Here is a 20,787-nt window from a genome sequence, read left to right on the forward strand (position 1 = left end):
TCTTTTTTTGTTTTCAAGAAAAAAGTGACTGAATAGTTGGAAAATTATGAAAATGACCTAGAATTTATTTTTATTTTTGATATAATAAAAGACATCGATTCTAAGCATTTAGATAGAATTTGATAAGGAGAATTTATGGAAAGGGTGTAAATAGATTATTTACACTAATGGTTGCTTATGGTAAAAAAAGGCTTTTTAACGGGATTACTCTTATTTGGTATCTTCTTTGGTGCAGGGAACCTCATTTTTCCACCAGCATTAGGTGTAGCATCTGGACAAGATTTCTGGCCAGCGATTTTAGGATTTTGTTTGTCAGGAGTTGGATTAGCTATTATTACCCTCCTACTAGGCACACTAACTAATGGTGGTTATAAGACAGAGATGTCGGAAAAATTTAGTCCGTGGTTTTCTTTAACATTTTTAGTTATACTCTACCTAACTATTGGTCCACTTTTTGCTATTCCTAGAACAGCAACGGTTTCTTTTGAAATTGGGGTTGCTCCAATTGTAGGGCATAGTCCGATTGCTCTTTTGTGTTTTACAGCCTGTTTTTTTGCTGCAGCTTATTATCTCGCTATTAGACCAAATGGTATATTAGATAGTGTTGGAAAAATCTTAACGCCTGTTTTTGCCTTTTTAATTCTCTCTTTGGTTGTTGTTGGAGCTATTGCTTATGGAAACTTGGAGAGTGCTAAGGCGAGTGCTGACTATGCAGGAAAAGCGTTTGGAAGTGGTGTCTTAGCAGGCTATAATACACTTGATGCACTTGCAGCAGTTGCTTTTTGTCTAGTAGCAACAGAAACGCTTAAAAAGTTTGGTTTTAAAACTAAAAAAGAATATTTATCAACCATTTGGATTGTTGGAATTGTTACTAGTTTAGCATTTAGTATTTTATATATTGGCTTAGGTTTTTTAGGGAATAAGTTTCCTGTCCCAGCTGATATTTTAGCTGACCCAAATGTTAATAAAGGAGCTTATGTATTATCACAAGCATCTTATAAATTATTTGGAAATTTTGGTCGTTATTTCTTGAGTATTATGGTAACATTGACATGCTTTACAACAACAGTTGGGCTTATTGTGTCAGTATCTGAATTTTTTGATAAGAACTTTCGTTTTGGGAATTATAAATTATTTGCTACTGTTTTTACTTTGATTGGCTTTTTAATTGCTAATCTTGGTTTAAATGCTGTAATTACTTTTTCAGTTCCTGTGCTAACTTTATTGTATCCGATTGTTATTGTTATTGTCTTAATTATTTTGATTAATAAGTGGTTGCCGCTTTCAAAAAAGGGAATGTCTTTGACAATTGGTCTTGTCACTTTAGTGTCGTTTGTTGAGGTTCTAGCGGGACAATGGCAAGAAAAAACATTAACTCAGTTAGTTGGATTCCTCCCCTTTCATACTATTTCAATGGGGTGGCTAGTTCCAATGTTGATTGGTATAGTATTTTCTTTGGTGCTGTCAGATAAGCAAAAAGGCCAAGCATTTGATTTAGAGAAATTTGAAGGATAGCACTATTTCAATTTTATAGATATGTCAAAAAGGTTAAAACTTAGTTTTAGCCTTTTTTATATCAGATTTTTTTAAATGATATATAGATTGTAGTAAGGTGTGATTAAACTAAGATATAAACACTTTTTAAAAATTATTTTATAACAGCTGTGGATTGAAAATATACATTTTTCTTCTAGGTTTAAATGAGCGTAACAATCATATTTATAGTATAAAAATAAAGTTTGAAATGCCTTCGTATAAAAAATATACATTATATATTTTCCTGTTGACAAGGTGTATAATTTCTGATATATTTATTTTTGCTTAATTTATTGTTAATATTTATATATAAATTAATATTTAATTAAACATAGGTGAGTGATGAACGAAGTTCTTAGACAGGAAAAAAATATTTAATATCACTTGAAGATTACTATCTTTTATCTAAGAAATTTTCCCAAGTAATGACGCTCGATTCGCATAGTTCAGACGACGGCTATACTATCCGTTCGCTATACTTTGATTCTTTAGAAGATGTTGATTGGCAAGAAAAGGAAGATGGTGTTGAGATACGAAGAAAGATTCGTTTGCGCAATTATGGTAGTCAAAGCAATTTTGCGAAATTAGAAATGAAACAAAAACAAGGTGCTAATCAAAAAAAGCGCTCTCTAAAATTAAGCAAGACAGATGCTCAAGCGCTGATTAATGGTAACAATAGTGTTTTATTAAATTATCCGGATACATTTGCTGCGGAGTGTTATTCAAGGATAACAACGCAACTTTATCAACCTAAAACGGTTATTGAGTACCAAAGAAAAGCTTTTGTTGCTAAGGAAAACAATATCCGAATCACCTTTGACCACCATATAATAGGTACAGAGGCTAGTTATGATATTTTCTCAGAGGATTTAAATCAAAATTATTTATTAGATCCTTATCTTGTTATTTTAGAAGTTAAATATAATGGATTTTTATTGTCTTATATTAAAGAACTCTTAGATTCGGTAGATAGAAGTGAACTTTCAGCGAGTAAGTATTGTTTAGGAAGAGCTGTTAGTAAACATTATCGTTTTTAGTGAAAAAGTATATACGTTAATTATTATTAAATGTGAGAGGATAACAAAAAAATGAAAGACCTATTACGAAATAGTCTAGAGCAAAGTGGAAATTTAAGTTTTCAAGATATGATTTTACATATTCTTGTAGCAGCTTTATTGAGTGTAGTTATTTATGTTTCCTATGCTTATACGCATAGTGGAACTGCCTATAGTAAAAAGTTTAATGTTTCATTAATGACATTGACGGTCTTGACTGCAACAGTAATGACCGTTATTGGTAATAATGTAGCCTTGTCATTGGGTATGGTCGGTGCCTTGTCAGTTGTTCGTTTTAGGACAGCCATAAAAGATTCAAGAGATACAGTTTATATTTTTTGGACCATAGTTGTTGGTATCTGTTGTGGTGTCGGTGACTATGTGGTAGCTGCATTAGGAAGTAGCGTTATCTTTATCTTATTATGGGTTATGGGACGTGTTAAAAACGAGAATCGTATGTTATTGATTGTGAAGTGCGATAGAACACTAGAAGTTGATTTAGAAGGAATTTTCTTCCAATATTTTGACGGAAAAGCTGTTCAGCGTGTTAAAAATTCAACAACTAATACTATTGAAATGATTTTCGAAATCTCTAGAAAAGATTACGATAAGCAACTCCATGTAGATAATCAGTTAACTGAAAAAGTGTACCAATTGGGAAATATTGATTATTTCAACATTGTTAGCCAAAGCGACGAAATCAATGGGTAGACTTATGAGAGGGAAGGTTATTTACGGCACAACCCTTATAGGTCTTTTTCTATTCTTATTTTTCTATTTTTGGATTCCTAAGCATCACATCGAGAGAATACATCATCATCGTATAAAGCAGGTAGATGCGAAGAGTGATTTAACAGGATTTAAAACCCATTTGCCCATTATCAGCATTGATACAAAGCAACAAGTTATTCCTCTTGTTACAAAAGAAGGCGGAAAATATGTCAAAGCTAGGGATAATATTAATGTTGATATCGAATTACGGGATTCTCCAAGTAGATCACATCATTTATCAGAAAAGCCGAGAATTAGGACAAAAGGGTTAATATCATATAGAGGAAATTCCTCTCGTTACTTTGATAAGAAGTCATTGAAAGTTAAGTTTGTTACTAATAAGTTAAAGGAAAAGAAGCATCGATTAGCAGGAATGCCTAAAGAATCGGAGTGGGTATTGCATGGTCCCTTTCTAGACAGAACATTATTAAGAAATTATCTGAGTTATAATATTGCTGGTGAGATTATGTCCTATGCCCCAAACGTTCGCTACTGTGAGTTATTTGTCAATGGTGAGTATCAGGGAGTATATCTAGCAGTTGAGAATATCGAACAAGGTGAGCAACGAGTTCCCATTGAAAAAAGTGATAAAAAGTTGCATAAAACACCTTATATCGTTGCTTGGGATCGTGAACATAAGGCAAAGCAAAAGTTAGATAACTATGTACATTATACACACCAGTCTGGTATCTCAGCTCTTGATGTGAAATATCCAGGTAAACAAAGATTGACATCAAAACAATTAGAGTTTATTAATAAGGACATCAATCATATTGAAAAAGTCCTTTATTCTTATGATTTTTCACAATATCCTAAATATATTGATAGAGAATCATTTGCAAATTATTTTGTCATCAATGAATTTTTTAGAAATGTGGATGCGGGTAAATTTTCAACCTATCTATATAAAGATCTTCGTGATAGAGCAAAACTAGTAGTTTGGGATTTTAATAATGCTTTTGATAATCAAATTGAAGGACGTGTTGATGAGGCAGATTTTACCTTGACGGATGCACCGTGGTTCAATATGCTCATTAAGGACAAAGCATTTATAGACCTGGTTGTTCATCGCTATAAAGAATTACGAAAGGGAGTTCTAGCGACAGAATATTTATCTAATTACATAGACGAGACAAGGCATTTTTTAGGTCCAGCTATTGATCGAAATTATAAAAAATGGGGCTATGTCTTTGATTTAAAGAATACTGATCCAAGGAATTATTTGATTCCTACTGAACGCAATGTGACAAGTTATCACAAATCAGTAGAACAATTAAAAGATTTTATCAAAAAGCGTGGCAGATGGATGGATAGAAATATTGAGACCTTGTATCAATATAGTGCACCATCGAAAAATACTAATACTTTACTGGAGTAGAACATTATGAAAAAATATCTAAGTATTGTAGCCCTTTTAACTATTTTGTTTAGCTCTATTTATTATTTGTATTACTTTGATGGTAGTTTGTATTTACCAAAGGGCTTATTAAAAGAAAATACAAGAACTAACTTTGTTGTTAAAGGTGATACTGTACTTCACAAGCCCACCAATAAACCTTTTGTTGTTAAAGGAGTAGACGTTGAGTCTTCCTTAGCGGGTTATCATCACAACGATTTTCCTATTACTCAAAAAACGTATCGTGAATGGTTCCATTTAATTTCCAACATGGGGGCAAATACTGTAAGAGTCAAGGTACCGATGAATGTTGCATTTTACGATGCCTTATATCACCACAACAAAGCATCAAAGAGGCCACTGTATTTGTTGCAAGGAATACGTATAGATTCTTATCGCAATAATGCTTCTATAACAGCTTTTAATGATAATTATAGGGGGTATTTAAAACGAGAAGCAAAAGGCGTTGTGGATATTCTCCATGGGCGTAAGCAAGTATGGAATACTGATTTTGGTAGCCGTCATTATCATTATGATCTTAGTCCTTGGGTACTTGGTTATGTCGTAGGGGATGATTGGAATAGTGGTACTGTCGCTTATACTAATCATCAAGAGAAAAAAACGCAATATAAAGGACGTTATTTTAAAACTTCTGTGGCAGCTAATCCATTTGAGGTCATGCTAGCTCAAGTAATGGATGAATTGACACATTATGAGACAGCTAAATATGGTTGGCAACATTTGATTAGTTTTTCAAACTCACCAACAACAGACCCTTTTCATTATCGAAAACCATTTGAGGCACAGGCTCCTAAATACGTACAACTAAATGTAGAAAATATTCAAGCTAATTCAAATGTTAAAGCAGGTATGTTTGCAGCATATAAAGCTATTGATTTCCATCCTCGATACAAGGATTATCTATTATTTGATAAAGAGAATATCAGTAAAGAAGATAGACAAAAGATTAAAGAACTTTCTTTGTCACAGGGATACGTTAAACTGCTAAATGCTTATCACAAAATCCCTGTTCTAGTCACGGGTTATGGCTATTCGACAGCGAGAGGTATTGCCCAAAAAGAAATTGATAAACGTCCTCTGCCGATTAATGAAAAAGAACAAGGTCAGCGTTTACTAGAAGATTATGAATCTTTTATATCATCCGGTAGTTTTGGAGCGACTATCAATGCATGGCAAGACGATTGGAATGCAAGGGCGTGGAATACATCTTTCGCCACAAATAAACATAGTCAATTCCTATGGGGGGATGCACAAGTATTTAATCAAGGTTATGGTTTATTAGGCTTTAAAAACGCAAAACATCATTATCAAGTTGATGGTAAAAGAGGCAAAGGAGAGTGGAAACATCCTCTGATGACTAGTGCAACAGGAGATGACTTATATGCTAGCAGTGATGAAAGCTATCTCTACCTTGCGATTAAAACAAAACCTGAAAAACTAAAAGAAAAACGATTATTACCAATAGATATTACACCAAAATCTGGTAGTAGAAAAATGAATGGTAGTAAGGTCACATTTTCTAAATCTAGTGACTTTGTATTGTCTATTGATCCAAATGGCAAGTCTGAATTATTTGTCCAAGAGCGCTATAATGCCTTAAAAGCGAACTATCTTCGACAGCTTAACGGTAAAGATTTTTATGCTTTCCCACCAAAGAAGAACAGTAGTAATTTTGAGCAGATAAATATGGTATTGAGAAATACAAAGATTGTTGAAGACATGGAAAAAGTAAAAGCAACAGAGAGGTTCTTACCAACTCATCCTACTGGTCTTCTCAAAACAGGAACAACTGATAGGCACCAAAAAACATTTGATTCACAAACAGATATTTCGTTTGGAAAGGACTTTATAGAGGTCAGAATTCCGTGGCAGTTGTTGAATTTTTCTGATCCATCATCTCAAAAAATTCACGATGATTACTTTAAACATTATGGTGTGAAGGAGTTAGAAATTGAGAGCATTGCTTTAGGATTAGGTGCTAATAGCAAAGAAAACACACTGATAAAGATGGCAGATTATCGTTTGAAAAATTGGGAGAGACCCGATACCAAAACCTTTTTAAAAGACTCCTATTATAGTATTAAGAAAGAATGGTCTAAAGAAAGAGAGAGAACATATGGTACATAATATTTTATATTTTTACATTTTGATTTGCTTAGCAATTATTGTTTTTAACATTCACTATATCTTAAGACAACGATTAGATAAGCTTAGTTGGCTTCGTATTCGGAAAAAGGATATAAATATCAAATAAAGGGGATTTTCTATGGCATTATTTTTTACCTTCCTAAAGGTATCTCAAGTCATTTTCTTAGTATTATTGATTGCCTATGCCAGCTTTTTAGTGATTTCATTAGTCATTGGAGGTGTTCATCTCTATGAAAAAAATGAGCGCAAAAAAAGTTTAACTAGAAATAAAGAAAAAATTCCAATTTCAATTATTGTACCAGCCTATAATGAATCAACAACCATTGTGAGTTCGATTGATTCGTTATTGCACCTTGATTATGAAGCGTATGAAATTATCGTTGTGGATGACGGTTCCAGTGACAATACTTCAGATGTTCTCAAGGAAGAGTTTGCATTAATGAAAATCTCGAATACGATTGATTCAATTATTGCTACTCAAACTTGTAAAGATGTCTTTCAGGGACAGGTTGGTAAGGTTAAACTGACACTCATTGTTAAAGAAAATGGTGGCAAAGGGGATGCCTTAAATATGGGGATCAATGCTGCTAATTACGATTATTTTCTATGTCTAGATGCAGATTCTATGTTGCAGGTAGATTCTTTGAGTCAAATTAGCAAATCCATACAGGTAGATCCGACGGTTATAGCAGTGGGAGGGCTCGTCCAAGTTGCCCAAGGTGTTAAGATTGAGCAGGGGAAAGTAGCATCTTATCGTTTGCCTTGGAGAATTATTCCTTGTGCACAAGCACTTGAGTATGATTCATCATTTTTAGGAGCTCGAATCTTTTTAGACTATTTAAGAGCTAATTTAATTATTTCGGGGGCTTTCGGTCTTTTTAAGAAAGACCTTGTTAAAGCGGTGGGAGGATATGACACCCAGACTCTAGGAGAAGATATGGAGTTGGTGATGAAATTACATTTCTTCTGTCGTAATAATAATATTCCTTATCGTATTTGTTATGAAACAGATGCTGTTTGTTGGAGTCAAGCACCAACGAATTTAGGGGATTTACGTAAACAGAGACGCCGGTGATATCTTGGCTTGTACCAATGTTTAAAAAAATATAAAAGTATTTTTGCCAATTATCGCTTTGGAGCTGTAGGATCAATTTCTTATATTTACTATATTTTATTTGAATTACTGACCCCTTTTATAGAATGTTTTGGTATTGTCATTATATTTTTGTCCTTATTATTTAATCAATTAAACATCCCATTCTTTATATCATTGGTGAGCCTTTATATCTTTTACTGTGTTTTAATTACATTAAGCTCTTTCTTACACCGTATTTATTCTCAGCAACTAGTAATAGGAATTTTAGATATTGTTAAAGTATTTTATATTGCTGTTTTTAGGTATCTTATCCTACATCCTGTATTAACTTTTGTTAAGGTTGCAAGTGTTATTGGCTATAAAAATAAAAAAATGGTTTGGGGGCATATTACGAGAGAGAAACAAATGAAGGATTTTGAAACAAGTGTTACTTAGAAGTTATAGCGATTCATATATATAAAATAATCACTAAAAGAGCGTAATTATCTACGCTCTTTTAGTGATTATCAATAATTGGCCTAATCTGAGGTTAATGTTTAAAACCATCTAAAATTTTAGAAATATAATGATAAATGAGAACCAGAACTGTTCAAAATAAAAATTAATATCACGAAAATGGTATAATTGGAGTAGTTATCAGGCAGTTAATAATAATTTTTGAAAGGATTTTAGTTATGGCTTGCATAATCAGGAGAGCAAGATTAGGAGATGAAGTCAATTTAGCTTATATTCAAACGGAGAGCTGGAAAGCTGCTTTTGGTAAGATACTACCTGAGGATATCATTCAAAAAACTACGGAAATAGAACCTGCCATAACAATGTATCAACAGCTACTACACAAGGAGGTTGGTAAGGGGTATATATTGGAAGTAGATAGCAATCCTCATTGTATGGCTTGGTGGGATAAAAGTAGAGAAGATGGTATGCTTGATTATGCAGAACTCATTTGTATACATAGTCTTAAAGAAGGTTGGGGAAAAGGTTATGGGTCTCAAATGATGAATCATGTACTATCAGAGATACAACAAGCAGGTTATAATAAAGTGATACTTTGGGTATTTACAGAAAATACACGCGCAAGGAAATTTTACGATAGGTTTGGTTTTTCTTTTAAGGGTAAATCAAAAACTTATTTTGAAAAGGAAGAAATGTGTTATGAGAAGATTTTGCACTAGCGAGATAAAGCATCCGATAATACAATAGTATAAACATCCTATTTTGAAAAACAATTTCCTTTAAGGGGAACAAATTTGTAAAAGAAAATTGTTATAGGTATAATGAAGATTATGAAGGTAAAATTTTTTGAGTGAAAAACAGTGTATCAATTTTAGGTTCTCTAGTCTACAAATAGTTATGCTAACTCTATGGAAGAATGGAGAAAATTACGAATGATTTTGAAAAAGTTATAGCTGTGCTAAATCAACTAAGTATTTCTTATGAATTAGTGGAAAATGGACCTGTTTTGTTGACGGAGCAAGCAGATAACTTTATTGTGGGAATTGAAGGAGTAAGAACAAAAATAATGTTCTTGACCAACAAGAAAAAGACGAAATATTATTTACTAATAATGGATGACCAGAAACTATTTTATCCTATGAAAACAATAGTAGCCTTTAGATGAACTAAAAGGCGAAGAAACTTTAAATTATGATTTTAAATAAGCAATAAACCTTGATATATCAATGGTTAAAGACAATAAAGGAGAACAATATGACATTTGAAGAAATTTTACCAGGTTTAAAAGCAAAGAAAAAATATGTACGTACAGGTTGGGGGGGCGCTGAAAATTATGTTCAGTTATTTGATACCCTTGAAGTTAATGGGAAAGTACTACAGGCTACACCTTATTTTCTTATTAATGTTACTGGTGAAGGTGAAGGTTTTTCCATGTGGGCACCAACACCATGTGATGTTTTAGCAGAGGATTGGATCGAGGTCAATGACTAAAGTTGTTTTAGTGACGGGCTGTGCTAGTGGAATTGGTTATGCACAGGCTCAATATTTTTTGAAACAAGGGTATCAAGTATATGGTGTGGATAAGTCGGATAAACCGAACTTAAATGGTAATTTTAACTTTATAAAGTTGGATTTATCCTCTGATTTATCCCCACTATTCACAATGGTACCGACTGTTGATATTTTGTGTAATACTGCAGGTATTCTAGATGCCTACAAGCCACTTCTAGAAGTAAGTGATGAAGAACTGGAACACCTATTTGATATTAATTTTTTCGTGACTGTTAGGCTAACACGTCATTATCTTAGACGTATGGTGGAAAAGAAGTCAGGTATTATTATCAATATGTGCTCAATAGCAAGTTTTATAGCGGGTGGCGGTGGAGCTGCATATACTAGTTCTAAACATGCCCTTGCGGGATTCACACGTCAATTGGCTTTGGATTACGCAAAAGATTGTATTCAAATTTTTGGTATAGCGCCAGGTGCTGTACAAACTGCTATGACTGCTAGTGATTTTGAACCTGGTGGATTAGCAGAATGGGTAGCTAGTGAGACGCCAATTGGTCGTTGGACTAAACCAAGTGAAGTTGCTGAATTAACTGGATTTCTTGCTTCAGGAAAAGCGAGATCAATGCAAGGTGAAATTGTCAAAATTGATGGTGGCTGGAGTTTGAAATGAGAAAATAGATTGAATTTGGTTGTGGTAATACTTGGTTATTACGTACGGAATTTGAAGCATCTGATGGTACTGAGCGGGAAGTTAAAGGAATATCAGGTGATATTTTAATAAAATCTGTTTATTTACGTGTTTGGATTGGTCAAACTGTTTATATTTTAGATGTTAAAGAAGGATTTAAAAGACAAAGAAAAATGAGTAACGCAGTTAAGTTTGTTGTGGGAATTGCTTCGGAGGTAATATGAAGGCACAAGAATTATGGAATAAGTTTAAATCTTTGAATCCTTCAATCGGTGATGAGATAGACGCATGGCAATTTGGAGCAGAACCAGATCTTCTGGCAAAGTTAGTTGTAGATGGGACAAAAACTGCAACGGCCTCTGCCTATGATTTATATGAATTAGATGAGGAAGGGTTACACAAGTTGGTTCATATGATATTATTTTGGATAGCAATGATGAAGCTATCTGTATTATTGAAATAACTAAAGTTGATATTGTCCCTTTTAAAGATGTCTCTGCAGACCATGCTTTTAAAGAAGGAGAAGGAGATAAAACTTTAGAATGGTGGAGAAAAGCTCACATTGATTTCTTTAAACCTTATTTTGAGGAGTTTGGTTTAATGTTTAGTGAGGACTCTAGGATAGTTTTAGAGGAATTCCAAGTGGTTTACCCAAAGGAGATTAACGAATGAAATTAGCGGTTTTGGGGACAGGTATGATTGTTAAGGAAGTTTTGCCTGTCTTGCAGAAAATTGAAGGTATTGATCTAGTTGCTATCTTATCAACAGTTAGAAGTTTGGAGACAGCTAAAGATCTAGCTAAGGAATATAACATGTCTCTAGCTACGAGTGAATATAAGGCTGTCTTGGACAATGAGGAGATTGACACAGTCTATATTGGACTGCCGAATCACTTGCATTTTGACTATGCTAAGGAGGCACTCTTGGCAGGAAAACATGTCATTTGTGAGAAGCCATTTACATTAGAAGCAAGTCAATTAGAAGAACTTGTATCTATTGCCAATACTAGGCAACTAATATTACTCGAAGCAATTACAAATCAATATTTACCTAATTTTGACCTTGTAAAAGAACATTTAAGCAACCTTGGAGATATTAAAATTGTAGAATGTAATTATTCCCAATATTCATCGCGTTATGATGCCTTTAAACGTGGGGAAATAGCACCAGCTTTCAATCCTGAAATGGGTGGAGGTGCGTTGAGAGACCTTAATATTTATAATTTACATTTAGTAATTGGACTTTTTGGAGAACCTATAACAGCACAGTATTTACCAAATATAGAGCGTGGTATTGATACTTCAGGAGTTCTAGTCCTAGACTATGGGCACTTTAAAACAGTCTGTATTGGAGCAAAAGATTGTAGTGCAGAAGTAAAATCTACTATTCAAGGTGATAAGGGGTCTATAGCGATTTTAGGGCCAACTAATACTATGCCTAAAATTTCATTAACTATGAATGGACAAGAAAGTCATGTTTATCAATTAAATGGTGATAGGCACCGCATGCACGATGAATTTGTTATTTTTGAAGGTATTATTAGCAATTTAGATTTTAAGCGTGCTGCTCAAGCTTTAGAACATAGTAGAACGGTGATGAAAGTTCTAGATATGGTAACGAAATAAGTAAATGACTCTTTTGAGTCATTTTTTACTTATTTTAAATACTGTATGTTATACTAATTAGTAATAAAACCGAAAGTGAGATAATAAAATGATTTCATCAATTGGACAGGTAATGCTCTACGTTAGCAATGTTGAAGCATCAGCAGATTTTTGGAAAAACAAGGTGGGTTTTGAGCGTGTTGAAAAACAGACACAAGGAGATTATGTAACCTATATAGTTGCACCGAAGTTGGATAGTGAAGTTAGCTTCGTCTTACATGACAAAGCAATTATAGCTCAAATGAGTCCTGAGCTAGATTTAGCAACTCCCTCTATTTTATTTGAAACTACTGATATTGACAGTACATATCAAGAATTAACAGCAAATGAGGTTATGACAAATCCTATTGTTGATATGGGGAGTATGAGAGTTTTTAATTTTTCCGATAATGACAATAATTACTTTGCAATCCGTGAAGTAAAATAAAAAGGAGAACTTATGGTTAAAGCACTAGAAACATACATCGTAACAAATGGAAATGGGCGACAAGCGGTTGATTTTTATAAAGATGTCTTTCAAGCGGATTTAGTGAATATGATGACATGGGAAGAGATGGACCCCAACTGTCTTGAAGACCGCAAGGATTTAATCATTAATGCTCAGCTTATTTTTGATGGCATTCGTCTTCAAATCTCGGATGAAAATCCAGATTTCGTGTATCAAGCTGGTAAAAATGTTACAGCCGCTATTATTGTGGGTAGCGTAGAGGAGGCGCGTGAAATTTATGAAAAATTAAAGAAGAGTGCACAAGAAGTTCAGTTAGAGTTACAAGAAACTTTCTGGAGTCCTGCTTACGCAAACTTAGTAGACCAATTTGGTGTGATGTGGCAAATTTCAACAGAGTTAAACTAATCGTTTTTACCATCTGAGCATTGCAATGATAGATTTATAAAAATACTGATTGCAAACAGAGAAGAAAAAATTAACGGATTTCATGTATTGAATAGCTACCAAAAGGTAGCTATTTTATTCCTAATTGAAGTAAGCTATTTTAGCTAAAGTCTATTGTAATAGGGATTTAAAGGGGTATTAGTGATAAGTTGAAGGCATTATGATATAATAGGTTGAATTATATTCAGAGATAGAGGAATTAATATGTCAAATTATGCCATTATTTTAGCTGCGGGTAAGGGAACTCGCATGAAATCTGATTTACCAAAAGTTATGCATAAAGTATCTGGTATTACCATGCTTGAGCATGTTTTCCGTAGTGTGCAAGCTATTGAGCCAAGTAAAATTGTTACTGTTATTGGACATAAGGCGGAGCTTGTACGTGATGTTTTAGGTGACAAATCAGAGTTTGTAATGCAAACAGAACAGCTAGGAACTGGCCATGCTGTAATGATGGCGGAAGAAGAATTAGCGACATCAAAAGGACATACACTAGTTATTGCAGGTGATACACCCCTGATTACTGGAGAAAGTTTAAAAAACTTAATTGATTTTCATGTCAATCATAAAAACGTTGCAACAATCTTAACAGCCGATGCTGCAAATCCATTTGGATATGGTCGTATTATCCGTAATTCAGATGATGAAGTTACTAAAATTGTAGAACAAAAGGATGCTAATGACTTTGAGCAGCAGGTTAAAGAAATTAATACTGGAACTTATGTTTTTGATAATCAAAGTCTATTTGAAGCACTTAAAGACATTAATACAAATAACGCTCAAGGAGAGTATTATCTAACTGATGTTATTGGAATTTTCAAAGAAGCGGGTAAAAAGGTAGGTGCCTATAAACTTCGTGACTTTGACGAAAGTCTAGGAGTTAATGATCGTGTAGCACTTGCAACTGCTGAAAAAGTGATGCGTCAGCGCATTGCACGTCAACATATGGTTAATGGGGTCACAGTGGTTAATCCTGATTCCGCTTATATTGATATTGATGTTGAGATTGGAGAAGAATCTGTAATTGAGCCCAATGTGACTTTAAAAGGACAGACGAAGATTGGTAAAGGTACTTTATTAACCAATGGTAGTTATTTAGTAGATGCTCAAGTCGGAAATGATGTTACCATCACTAATTCGATGGTTGAAGAATCCATTATTTCTGATGGAGTAACCGTAGGCCCTTATGCGCATATTAGACCAGGAACAAGTCTTGCAAAAGGTGTTCATATTGGTAATTTCGTTGAAGTAAAGGGTTCTCAAATAGGAGAGAATACGAAGGCAGGTCATTTAACTTATATCGGCAATGCAGAGGTAGGTTGTGATGTTAACTTTGGCGCAGGGACGATTACTGTCAATTATGATGGACAAAATAAATTTAAAACAGAAATCGGAAGTAATGTCTTTATCGGAAGTAATTCTACTCTGATTGCACCACTTGAAATTGGTGATAATGCTTTAACAGCAGCTGGATCTACCATCACAGATAATGTTCCAATTGATAGCATAGCTATTGGAAGAGGACGTCAAGTCAATAAAGAAGGATATGCCAATAAAAAACCACATCATCCTTCACAAAAGTAACACTTATTTGGGAGGTTCTTATGGATTTTGAAGAAAAAACAATCAATCGTCAAACTGTTTTTGATGGACAAATTATCAAAGTAGCTGTTGATGATGTAGAGTTGCCAAATGGATTGGGACAATCCAAACGTGAACTTGTTTTTCATGGAGGAGCTGTTGCTACTTTGGCGGTAACTCCTGAGCATAAAATTGTTTTAGTGAAACAGTATCGTAAGGCTATTGAAGGTATTTCTTACGAAATTCCAGCAGGGAAACTTGAGACGGGTGAGTCAGGTTCTAAGGAAGAAGCTGCCCTTCGGGAATTAGAAGAAGAGACTGGCTACACAGGGAATCTTGAAATTCTTTATAGTTTCTACACTGCTATTGGTTTTTGTAATGAGAAAATCGTCCTCTATCTAGCTACTGATTTACAAAAAGTTGAAAATCCTAGGCCACAAGATGATGATGAGGTCCTTGAGCTTCTAGAGTTAAGTTATGAGGATTGTATGCAAATGGTAGAAAAAGGCATGATTCAAGATGCGAAAACGATCATTGCTTTACAATATTACGGTTTAAAAATGGGAGGTCATTCTTAATGGGAAAACCATTGTTAACAGATGATATGATTGAACGTTCAAATCGAGGTGAAAAAGTTTCAGGTCAAACAATCTTAGATCAAGAAACTAAAATTATTTCTACAGAAGATGGCATGGAGCAACTAACTGACGAGAACGGTAAACATATCTACAAGAGTCGCCGGATTGAGAATGCAAAACGAAATGAATTTCAACGTAAGTTGAATTTAGTTTTATTCATTTTGCTTATTTTGTTGGCTCTCTTGTTTTATGCAATTTTTAAATTATAAGGAAATATCATGAAAATTGGAATTATTGCAGCCATGGAGGAAGAGTTAAAACTCCTTGTGGAAAATCTTGAGGATAAATCTCAAGAAACAGTATTATCAAATGTATATTACAGTGGACGTTATGGTGAACATGAGCTTGTTTTAGTACAGTCTGGTGTTGGGAAAGTCATGTCAGCGATGAGTGTTGCTATTTTAGTAGAAAGCTTTAAAGTTGATGCTATTATTAATACAGGATCAGCTGGTGCAGTAGCAACAGGATTGAATGTAGGAGACGTCGTTGTCGCAGATACATTAGTTTATCACGATGTAGATTTAACCGCCTTTGGTTATGACTATGGACAAATGTCAATGCAGCCACTTTATTTTCATTCGGATAAGACTTTTGTTTCTACTTTTGAAGCAGTTTTATCTAAAGAAGAAATGACTAGTAAAATTGGTTTAATTGCAACTGGGGATAGTTTTATTGCTGGCCAGGAAAAGATTGATGTTATTAAGGGGCATTTTCCACAGGTTTTAGCTGTCGAGATGGAAGGTGCAGCAATTGCCCAAGCTGCTCAAGCTACAGGAAAGCCCTTTGTGGTGGTACGTGCTATGAGTGATACTGCAGCTCATGATGCCAATATCACATTTGATGAATTTATCATTGAAGCTGGTAAACGCTCAGCCCAAGTATTAATGGCATTTTTGAAAGCATTATAAAAAAGTCCGTGTATTCATTAGATACACGGGCTTTTTTATTTATGTAGCAGATACATATATTTGACTTGCGATACGCTCAGGGATTGTTAGATTTTCATCGTTATAGATGATGTGATAGGTTTTTGCATAAGGGTCAATTTGTGTCAATTCAATGGTATCGTTGATATGCAAACGGTGTTGTTCGAGGTATTTCAGTAGCTGAAAATCATCATGAACACGACTGATAACATACGTGCCAAGCTGACTAATTTGGTCCAATGTCATTTGGTTAATTTCTACTAAAAACTCTCCCTTTTTAGGAATAGTCCCACCGTGTGGACAAAATTGTGGAAAGTCTAACAACTTCTCTAATTGATCAACAAAAGTTGTTGATACAGTATGTTCTAAAACTTCCGCTTCTTTATGAATATCATCAGCAGTATAGTGCAAATGGTTAACTAAAAATACCTCTACTAGACGATGTTTACGGTAAAGGTCAGAAACAACTAATAAACCTTGTTTAGTAAGATAATATCCTAAATCTTTATCTTTAACAATCAGCTGTTCACTTATCATTTTTTTAATCATTTCTGACACGGCAGGAGCCGAGACTTGCATCATTTCAGCGATTTTCTTATTGGAAATTTTGTTGTTTTTTTCACCTAATTCATGAATGCATTTTAGGTAATCTTCTTTATTTGGAGTCATATTCAGTCTTTCTTATACTTCTTAAAATCTATTTTTCTAAGACCATTATATCAAAAAATACTGAAAAAGTATTTGACAAATACTTTATAATAGGTTATGCTAATATCAAAATTAAGTTAACTTAATTTAATACATAACTTATATTAATTTTAAAAGGAGCATTTTGATGAAAAAGTGGTTAGTTATTGTATCATGTTTTGTAGCATTTTTAGGCTTAGGTGCCTGTGCTAACAAGCAGGATCAAGCCAAAAACGAAAAATTAAAAGTAGTTGTAACCAACTCTATTTTGGCAGATATAACAAAAAATATAGCCGGTAACAAAATCGACTTACATAGTATTGTACCTGTTGGTAAAGATCCTCATGAATATGAGCCATTACCAGCAGACGTTGAAAAAACAACTCAAGCAGACCTTGTTTTTTACAACGGAATTAATCTTGAAACAGGCGGTAATGCTTGGTTTACAAAATTAATAAAGAACGCTAAGAAGAAAGAAAACAAAGATTACTTTGCGGTTAGCGATGGAGTTGATGTTATTTATCTAAATGGTCAAAGCGGAAAAGGTAAAGAAGACCCACATGCTTGGTTGAACCTTGAAAATGGTATTATTTACTCAAAAAATATTGCTAAGCAATTAATTGCTAAAGATCCAAAAAACAAAGCTACTTATGAGAAAAACAGAGATGCTTATGTAGCTAAATTAGAAAAATTGGATAAAGAAGCAAAATCTAAATTTAATGCCATTCCAGCTAATAAAAAATTAATTGTTACTAGTGAAGGTTGCTTTAAATATTTCTCAAAAGCTTATGGAGTTCCATCAGCATACATCTGGGAAATTAACACTGAAGAAGAAGGTACACCAGATCAAATTACTAGCTTAGTTAAGAAATTAAAACAAGTAAGACCTTCAGCTTTATTCGTTGAATCAAGTGTTGACAAGCGTCCTATGAAATCTGTTTCAAGAGAATCAGGTATCCCAATTTACGCAGAAATCTTCACAGACTCAATTGCTAAAAAAGGTCAAAAGGGTGACAGCTACTACGCTATGATGAAATGGAATCTTGATAAGATTGCAGAAGGTTTAGCAAAATAAGAGTGAGAATCGACATTGAAATCATAATGAAATCAATGATGTAGTATTCTCGCTTAAGGCTGAGTTGTAACAATGTCGAAATCCTAATCTAAAAACTGACTTAGCTTTAATAAATACAGAGAAGTGGAGTCTGGTTTTATAACCAGCTCCATTCTACTTTTGGAGGAAAAATGATTATTAGTAAACACTTAAGCGTAAGTTATGATAATAATTTAGTGCTAGAAGATATTAATTTACGCTTAGAAGGCTCCGGAATCATTGGTATTTTAGGGCCTAATGGGGCGGGGAAATCTACGCTTATGAAAGCTCTTCTTGGTTTGGTTGATTCTACTGGAGAATCAGGGATTGGGGGAGATTTGCTACCTTTAATGGGGAGAGTAGCATATGTTGAACAAAAAACTAATATTGATTACCAATTCCCTATAACTGTTGGAGAATGCGTTTCTTTAGGATTATATAAGGAACGAGGCCTCTTCAAGCGACTATCAAAAACTGACTGGGAAAAAGTATCCCGAGTGATTGATCAAGTTGGTTTGAGAGGGTTTGAAAATAGACCAATTAATGCCTTATCAGGTGGACAATTTCAACGTATGCTTATGGCAAGATGTCTCGTTCAAGAAGCGGATTACATTTTTTTAGATGAGCCGTTTGTAGGGATTGATTCCATTAGTGAACAAATCATAGTTAATTTACTAAAAAAATTAAGTAAGGCCGGAAAATTAATTTTAGTCGTCCATCACGATTTGAGTAAAGTTGATCATTATTTTGATCAAGTAATTATTTTGAACCGTCATCTAATTGCTTGTGGACCAATAGATCAGGCATTTACCCGTGAGAATTTAAGTGCTGCTTACGGTGATGCTATTTTGTTAGGACAAGGAGACTAGAATGTTTACGAAATTTTTTGAAGGCTTATTGACTTATCATTTTTTGCAAAATGCTTTTATAACTGCAATTGTGATTGGTATTGTAGCGGGTGCAGTAGGCTGTTTTATTATCTTGCGCTCAATGTCTTTGATGGGTGATGCTATTTCTCACGCTGTTCTACCAGGTGTTGCTATATCTTTTATTTTAGGGATTAACTTTTTTATAGGTGCTATTGTCTTTGGTTTGTTGTCTTCGATTATCATTACTTATATTAAAGAAAATAGTGTCATAAAAGGAGATACTGCTATTGGAATTACTTTTTCGTCCTTTTTAGCCTTAGGTATCATTTTAATTGGACTTGCTAATAGTACAACTGACCTCTTTCATATTCTTTTTGGGAATATTTTGGCAGTACAAGATAGTGATAAATATATGACTATTATTGTGGGATTAATTGTACTGACTCTGATTACTATCTTCTTTAAAGAATTATTATTGACTTCTTTTGATCCTGTTTTAGCAAAATCAATGGGAATGAGAGTTTCTTTTTATCATTATTTATTGATGATTTTGTTAACATTAGTTGCAGTAACAGCTATGCAGAGTGTGGGAACAATATTGATCGTAGCACTTTTAATTACACCAGCTGCAACAGCATATCTTTATGTTAAAAGTCTCAGAACAATGTTGTTTTTATCATCTGCATTAGGAGCAGTAGCATCTGTTCTGGGGTTATATATCGGTTATACATTTAATATTGCCGCAGGATCAAGTATTGTTTTAACATCTACTTTTATGTTTTTACTTGCTTTCCTATTTTCTCCTAAACAAAGTTTGTTTAAAAAGAAACAATAGTGTTGTTAAAAAATGAGACTAGAAAATGTTCTAGTCTCATTTTTGATAGAATTATTTAAATTTGTAGCCTTTAATAACTTTGATACTTGTAATAGTAATTTTTTCTTTTGGTTGATCTGATTTTGTAACTTCTACCGAAGCAATTTTATCCACAGTTTCCATGCCAGAGATTACTTGTCCAAAGACGGTATAACCACCATCTAAACTTGGATTTCCTCCCTCTGAATAGGCTTTAATAATCACCTTAGGAACTTTTTTATCTGACAGTTGTTTGGAATGATCTTGCTGGCTTTGATTGATAAAGAATTGGCTGCCATTAGTGTCAGCTCCAGCATTTGCCATTGCTAAACTTCCCCTGATATTGTAGAGGTAAGGGGATATTTCATTAACAAAACCATTTCCAGAATCTTTCTTTTTATCTTTGCCATTCCATATAGATTTTCCACCGGTTCCGTCTCCATTAGGGTCACCAGATTGTATCATAAAATCTTTGATAACTCTGTGGAAACTTAACCCATTATAGTATCCTTCTTTTGCATGTGTTAGAAAATTTTCAACAGCTAAAGGAGCATATTTTGGAAATAACTTGATATTTATATCACCTTTAGAGGTTTTTATAAGCACTTGTGCCTCGTTTTTGGCAACAGCCTTGTCCAATTGAGGAAAAGCTTTTTTATCAGCTTTTAAGGCTTGCTTAGTTTCTTTGTTTAGTTGTTCAGTAGCTTCCTTTGAAGAGTTTTCAGCTAGTTTTTGGTCAACATAACGGTCTCCTTTTAGAGAACGCTCAATTGACTCGCAACCACTTAAAGTTAATATGCTGACACAGGCTAAACCAAGATAAATAATTTTTTTCATACATACTCCTTGATTAAGTTATTAAGATGATTATATTTTATCATAAATTTTTAAATAATTTATAAAAG

At 33.8% G+C, this 20,787-nt stretch carries 22 protein-coding genes and 2 pseudogenes; 22 read left to right on the plus strand and 2 right to left on the minus strand.

What is annotated here, in order from left to right; translation table 11 throughout:
• The first annotated feature begins 177 nt into the window (after positions 1–177).
• The 19 genes and pseudogenes from brnQ (at position 178) to HMPREF2818_RS06120 (ending at position 16,362) form a co-directional block, all read left to right on the plus strand.
• A complete protein-coding gene (gene brnQ, locus HMPREF2818_RS06025) occupies positions 178–1,515 on the plus strand; it encodes a branched-chain amino acid transport system II carrier protein (RefSeq protein WP_000239244.1) in 1,338 nt (445 codons plus the stop codon).
• A 446-nt stretch (positions 1,516–1,961) separates the two neighbouring features.
• Complete coding sequence (locus tag HMPREF2818_RS06030) at positions 1,962–2,573, plus strand: polyphosphate polymerase domain-containing protein (protein WP_000171288.1); 612 nt, start codon at positions 1,962–1,964, stop codon at positions 2,571–2,573.
• A 51-nt stretch (positions 2,574–2,624) separates the two neighbouring features.
• Entirely contained in the window at positions 2,625–3,302 is a 678-nt protein-coding gene (locus tag HMPREF2818_RS06035) for a DUF4956 domain-containing protein (protein WP_000654037.1), read from the plus strand.
• Entirely contained in the window at positions 3,295–4,740 is a 1,446-nt protein-coding gene (locus tag HMPREF2818_RS06040) for a CotH kinase family protein (protein ID WP_000533132.1), read from the plus strand. The genes HMPREF2818_RS06035 and HMPREF2818_RS06040 overlap by 8 nt, the downstream gene beginning before the upstream one ends.
• A 6-nt stretch (positions 4,741–4,746) precedes the next feature.
• Positions 4,747–6,906, plus strand: coding sequence for a hypothetical protein (locus HMPREF2818_RS06045; RefSeq protein WP_000760425.1), 2,160 nt, complete (start codon positions 4,747–4,749; stop codon positions 6,904–6,906).
• A 139-nt stretch (positions 6,907–7,045) separates the two neighbouring features.
• Positions 7,046–8,458: pseudogene (locus HMPREF2818_RS06050) on the plus strand (glycosyltransferase).
• A 239-nt stretch (positions 8,459–8,697) separates the two neighbouring features.
• Positions 8,698–9,198, plus strand: a complete 501-nt coding sequence (locus tag HMPREF2818_RS06060; RefSeq protein ID WP_000752176.1) for a GNAT family N-acetyltransferase — start codon at positions 8,698–8,700, stop codon at positions 9,196–9,198.
• Between the two features lie 197 nt (positions 9,199–9,395).
• Positions 9,396–9,644 (plus strand): YbaK/EbsC family protein, encoded by a 249-nt coding sequence (locus HMPREF2818_RS06065; RefSeq protein ID WP_000411787.1) that lies wholly within the window; start codon positions 9,396–9,398, stop codon positions 9,642–9,644.
• Positions 9,645–9,733: 89 nt separating this feature from the next.
• Entirely contained in the window at positions 9,734–9,970 is a 237-nt protein-coding gene (locus HMPREF2818_RS06070) for a DUF2829 domain-containing protein (RefSeq protein WP_000141918.1), read from the plus strand.
• Positions 9,963–10,661: a 3-oxoacyl-ACP reductase gene (locus tag HMPREF2818_RS06075; RefSeq protein WP_000170241.1), complete on the plus strand. Its 699-nt coding sequence runs from the start codon at positions 9,963–9,965 to the stop codon at positions 10,659–10,661. Before HMPREF2818_RS06070 ends, HMPREF2818_RS06075 begins: the two co-directional genes overlap by 8 nt.
• A gap of 8 nt (positions 10,662–10,669) precedes the next feature.
• The gene (locus HMPREF2818_RS09865; RefSeq protein WP_079739338.1) at positions 10,670–10,903 is read left to right on the plus strand and encodes a DUF3977 family protein; all 234 of its coding nucleotides are present in this window, start codon (positions 10,670–10,672) and stop codon (positions 10,901–10,903) included.
• Positions 10,900–11,351: pseudogene (locus tag HMPREF2818_RS09870) on the plus strand (ASCH domain-containing protein). Before HMPREF2818_RS09865 ends, HMPREF2818_RS09870 begins: the two are co-directional and overlap by 4 nt.
• Positions 11,348–12,304, plus strand: a complete 957-nt coding sequence (locus HMPREF2818_RS06090; protein WP_000762189.1) for a Gfo/Idh/MocA family protein — start codon at positions 11,348–11,350, stop codon at positions 12,302–12,304. Before HMPREF2818_RS09870 ends, HMPREF2818_RS06090 begins: the two are co-directional and overlap by 4 nt.
• Positions 12,305–12,392: 88 nt before the next feature.
• Positions 12,393–12,770 carry a VOC family protein gene (locus HMPREF2818_RS06095; RefSeq protein ID WP_000625774.1) on the plus strand — a complete coding sequence of 126 codons (378 nt, stop codon included), beginning with the start codon at positions 12,393–12,395 and terminating at the stop codon, positions 12,768–12,770.
• A gap of 12 nt (positions 12,771–12,782) precedes the next feature.
• On the plus strand, positions 12,783–13,196 hold the full coding sequence (locus HMPREF2818_RS06100; protein WP_000237569.1) for a VOC family protein: 414 nt from the start codon (positions 12,783–12,785) through the stop codon (positions 13,194–13,196).
• Positions 13,197–13,439: 243 nt separating this feature from the next.
• Positions 13,440–14,819, plus strand: coding sequence for a bifunctional UDP-N-acetylglucosamine diphosphorylase/glucosamine-1-phosphate N-acetyltransferase GlmU (glmU, locus tag HMPREF2818_RS06105; RefSeq protein ID WP_000073774.1), 1,380 nt, complete (start codon positions 13,440–13,442; stop codon positions 14,817–14,819).
• A 20-nt stretch (positions 14,820–14,839) separates the two neighbouring features.
• Positions 14,840–15,394 (plus strand): NUDIX domain-containing protein, encoded by a 555-nt coding sequence (locus HMPREF2818_RS06110; protein ID WP_000344991.1) that lies wholly within the window; start codon positions 14,840–14,842, stop codon positions 15,392–15,394.
• Positions 15,394–15,663, plus strand: a complete 270-nt coding sequence (macP, locus tag HMPREF2818_RS06115) for a cell wall synthase accessory phosphoprotein MacP (RefSeq protein WP_000517852.1) — start codon at positions 15,394–15,396, stop codon at positions 15,661–15,663. The genes HMPREF2818_RS06110 and macP overlap by 1 nt, the downstream gene beginning before the upstream one ends.
• Before the next feature lie 9 nt (positions 15,664–15,672).
• The gene (locus HMPREF2818_RS06120) at positions 15,673–16,362 is read left to right on the plus strand and encodes a 5'-methylthioadenosine/adenosylhomocysteine nucleosidase (RefSeq protein ID WP_000689758.1); all 690 of its coding nucleotides are present in this window, start codon (positions 15,673–15,675) and stop codon (positions 16,360–16,362) included.
• Between the two features lie 39 nt (positions 16,363–16,401).
• On the opposite strand, the gene HMPREF2818_RS06125 is transcribed toward HMPREF2818_RS06120, so the two are convergent.
• A complete protein-coding gene (locus HMPREF2818_RS06125) occupies positions 16,402–17,049 on the minus strand; it encodes a metal-dependent transcriptional regulator (protein WP_000188493.1) in 648 nt (215 codons plus the stop codon).
• Between the two features lie 166 nt (positions 17,050–17,215).
• Between HMPREF2818_RS06125 and HMPREF2818_RS06130 the strand changes: the two genes are divergently transcribed.
• The 3 genes from HMPREF2818_RS06130 (at position 17,216) to HMPREF2818_RS06140 (ending at position 19,864) form a co-directional block, all read left to right on the plus strand.
• Positions 17,216–18,142: a metal ABC transporter substrate-binding protein gene (locus HMPREF2818_RS06130; protein WP_000759089.1), complete on the plus strand. Its 927-nt coding sequence runs from the start codon at positions 17,216–17,218 to the stop codon at positions 18,140–18,142.
• Positions 18,143–18,312: 170 nt separating this feature from the next.
• Positions 18,313–19,029 (plus strand): metal ABC transporter ATP-binding protein, encoded by a 717-nt coding sequence (locus HMPREF2818_RS06135; protein ID WP_000587174.1) that lies wholly within the window; start codon positions 18,313–18,315, stop codon positions 19,027–19,029.
• Between the two features lies 1 nt (position 19,030).
• Complete coding sequence (locus tag HMPREF2818_RS06140; protein ID WP_000494347.1) at positions 19,031–19,864, plus strand: metal ABC transporter permease; 834 nt, start codon at positions 19,031–19,033, stop codon at positions 19,862–19,864.
• 51 nt (positions 19,865–19,915) lie between these two features.
• On the opposite strand, the gene HMPREF2818_RS06145 is transcribed toward HMPREF2818_RS06140, so the two are convergent.
• Positions 19,916–20,719: a peptidylprolyl isomerase gene (locus tag HMPREF2818_RS06145; RefSeq protein ID WP_000721132.1), complete on the minus strand. Its 804-nt coding sequence runs from the start codon at positions 20,717–20,719 to the stop codon at positions 19,916–19,918.
• Positions 20,720–20,787: the final 68 nt, after the last annotated feature.

Source organism: Streptococcus sp. HMSC076H09 (assembly GCF_001811765.1).
GTDB lineage: Bacteria > Bacillota > Bacilli > Lactobacillales > Streptococcaceae > Streptococcus > Streptococcus agalactiae.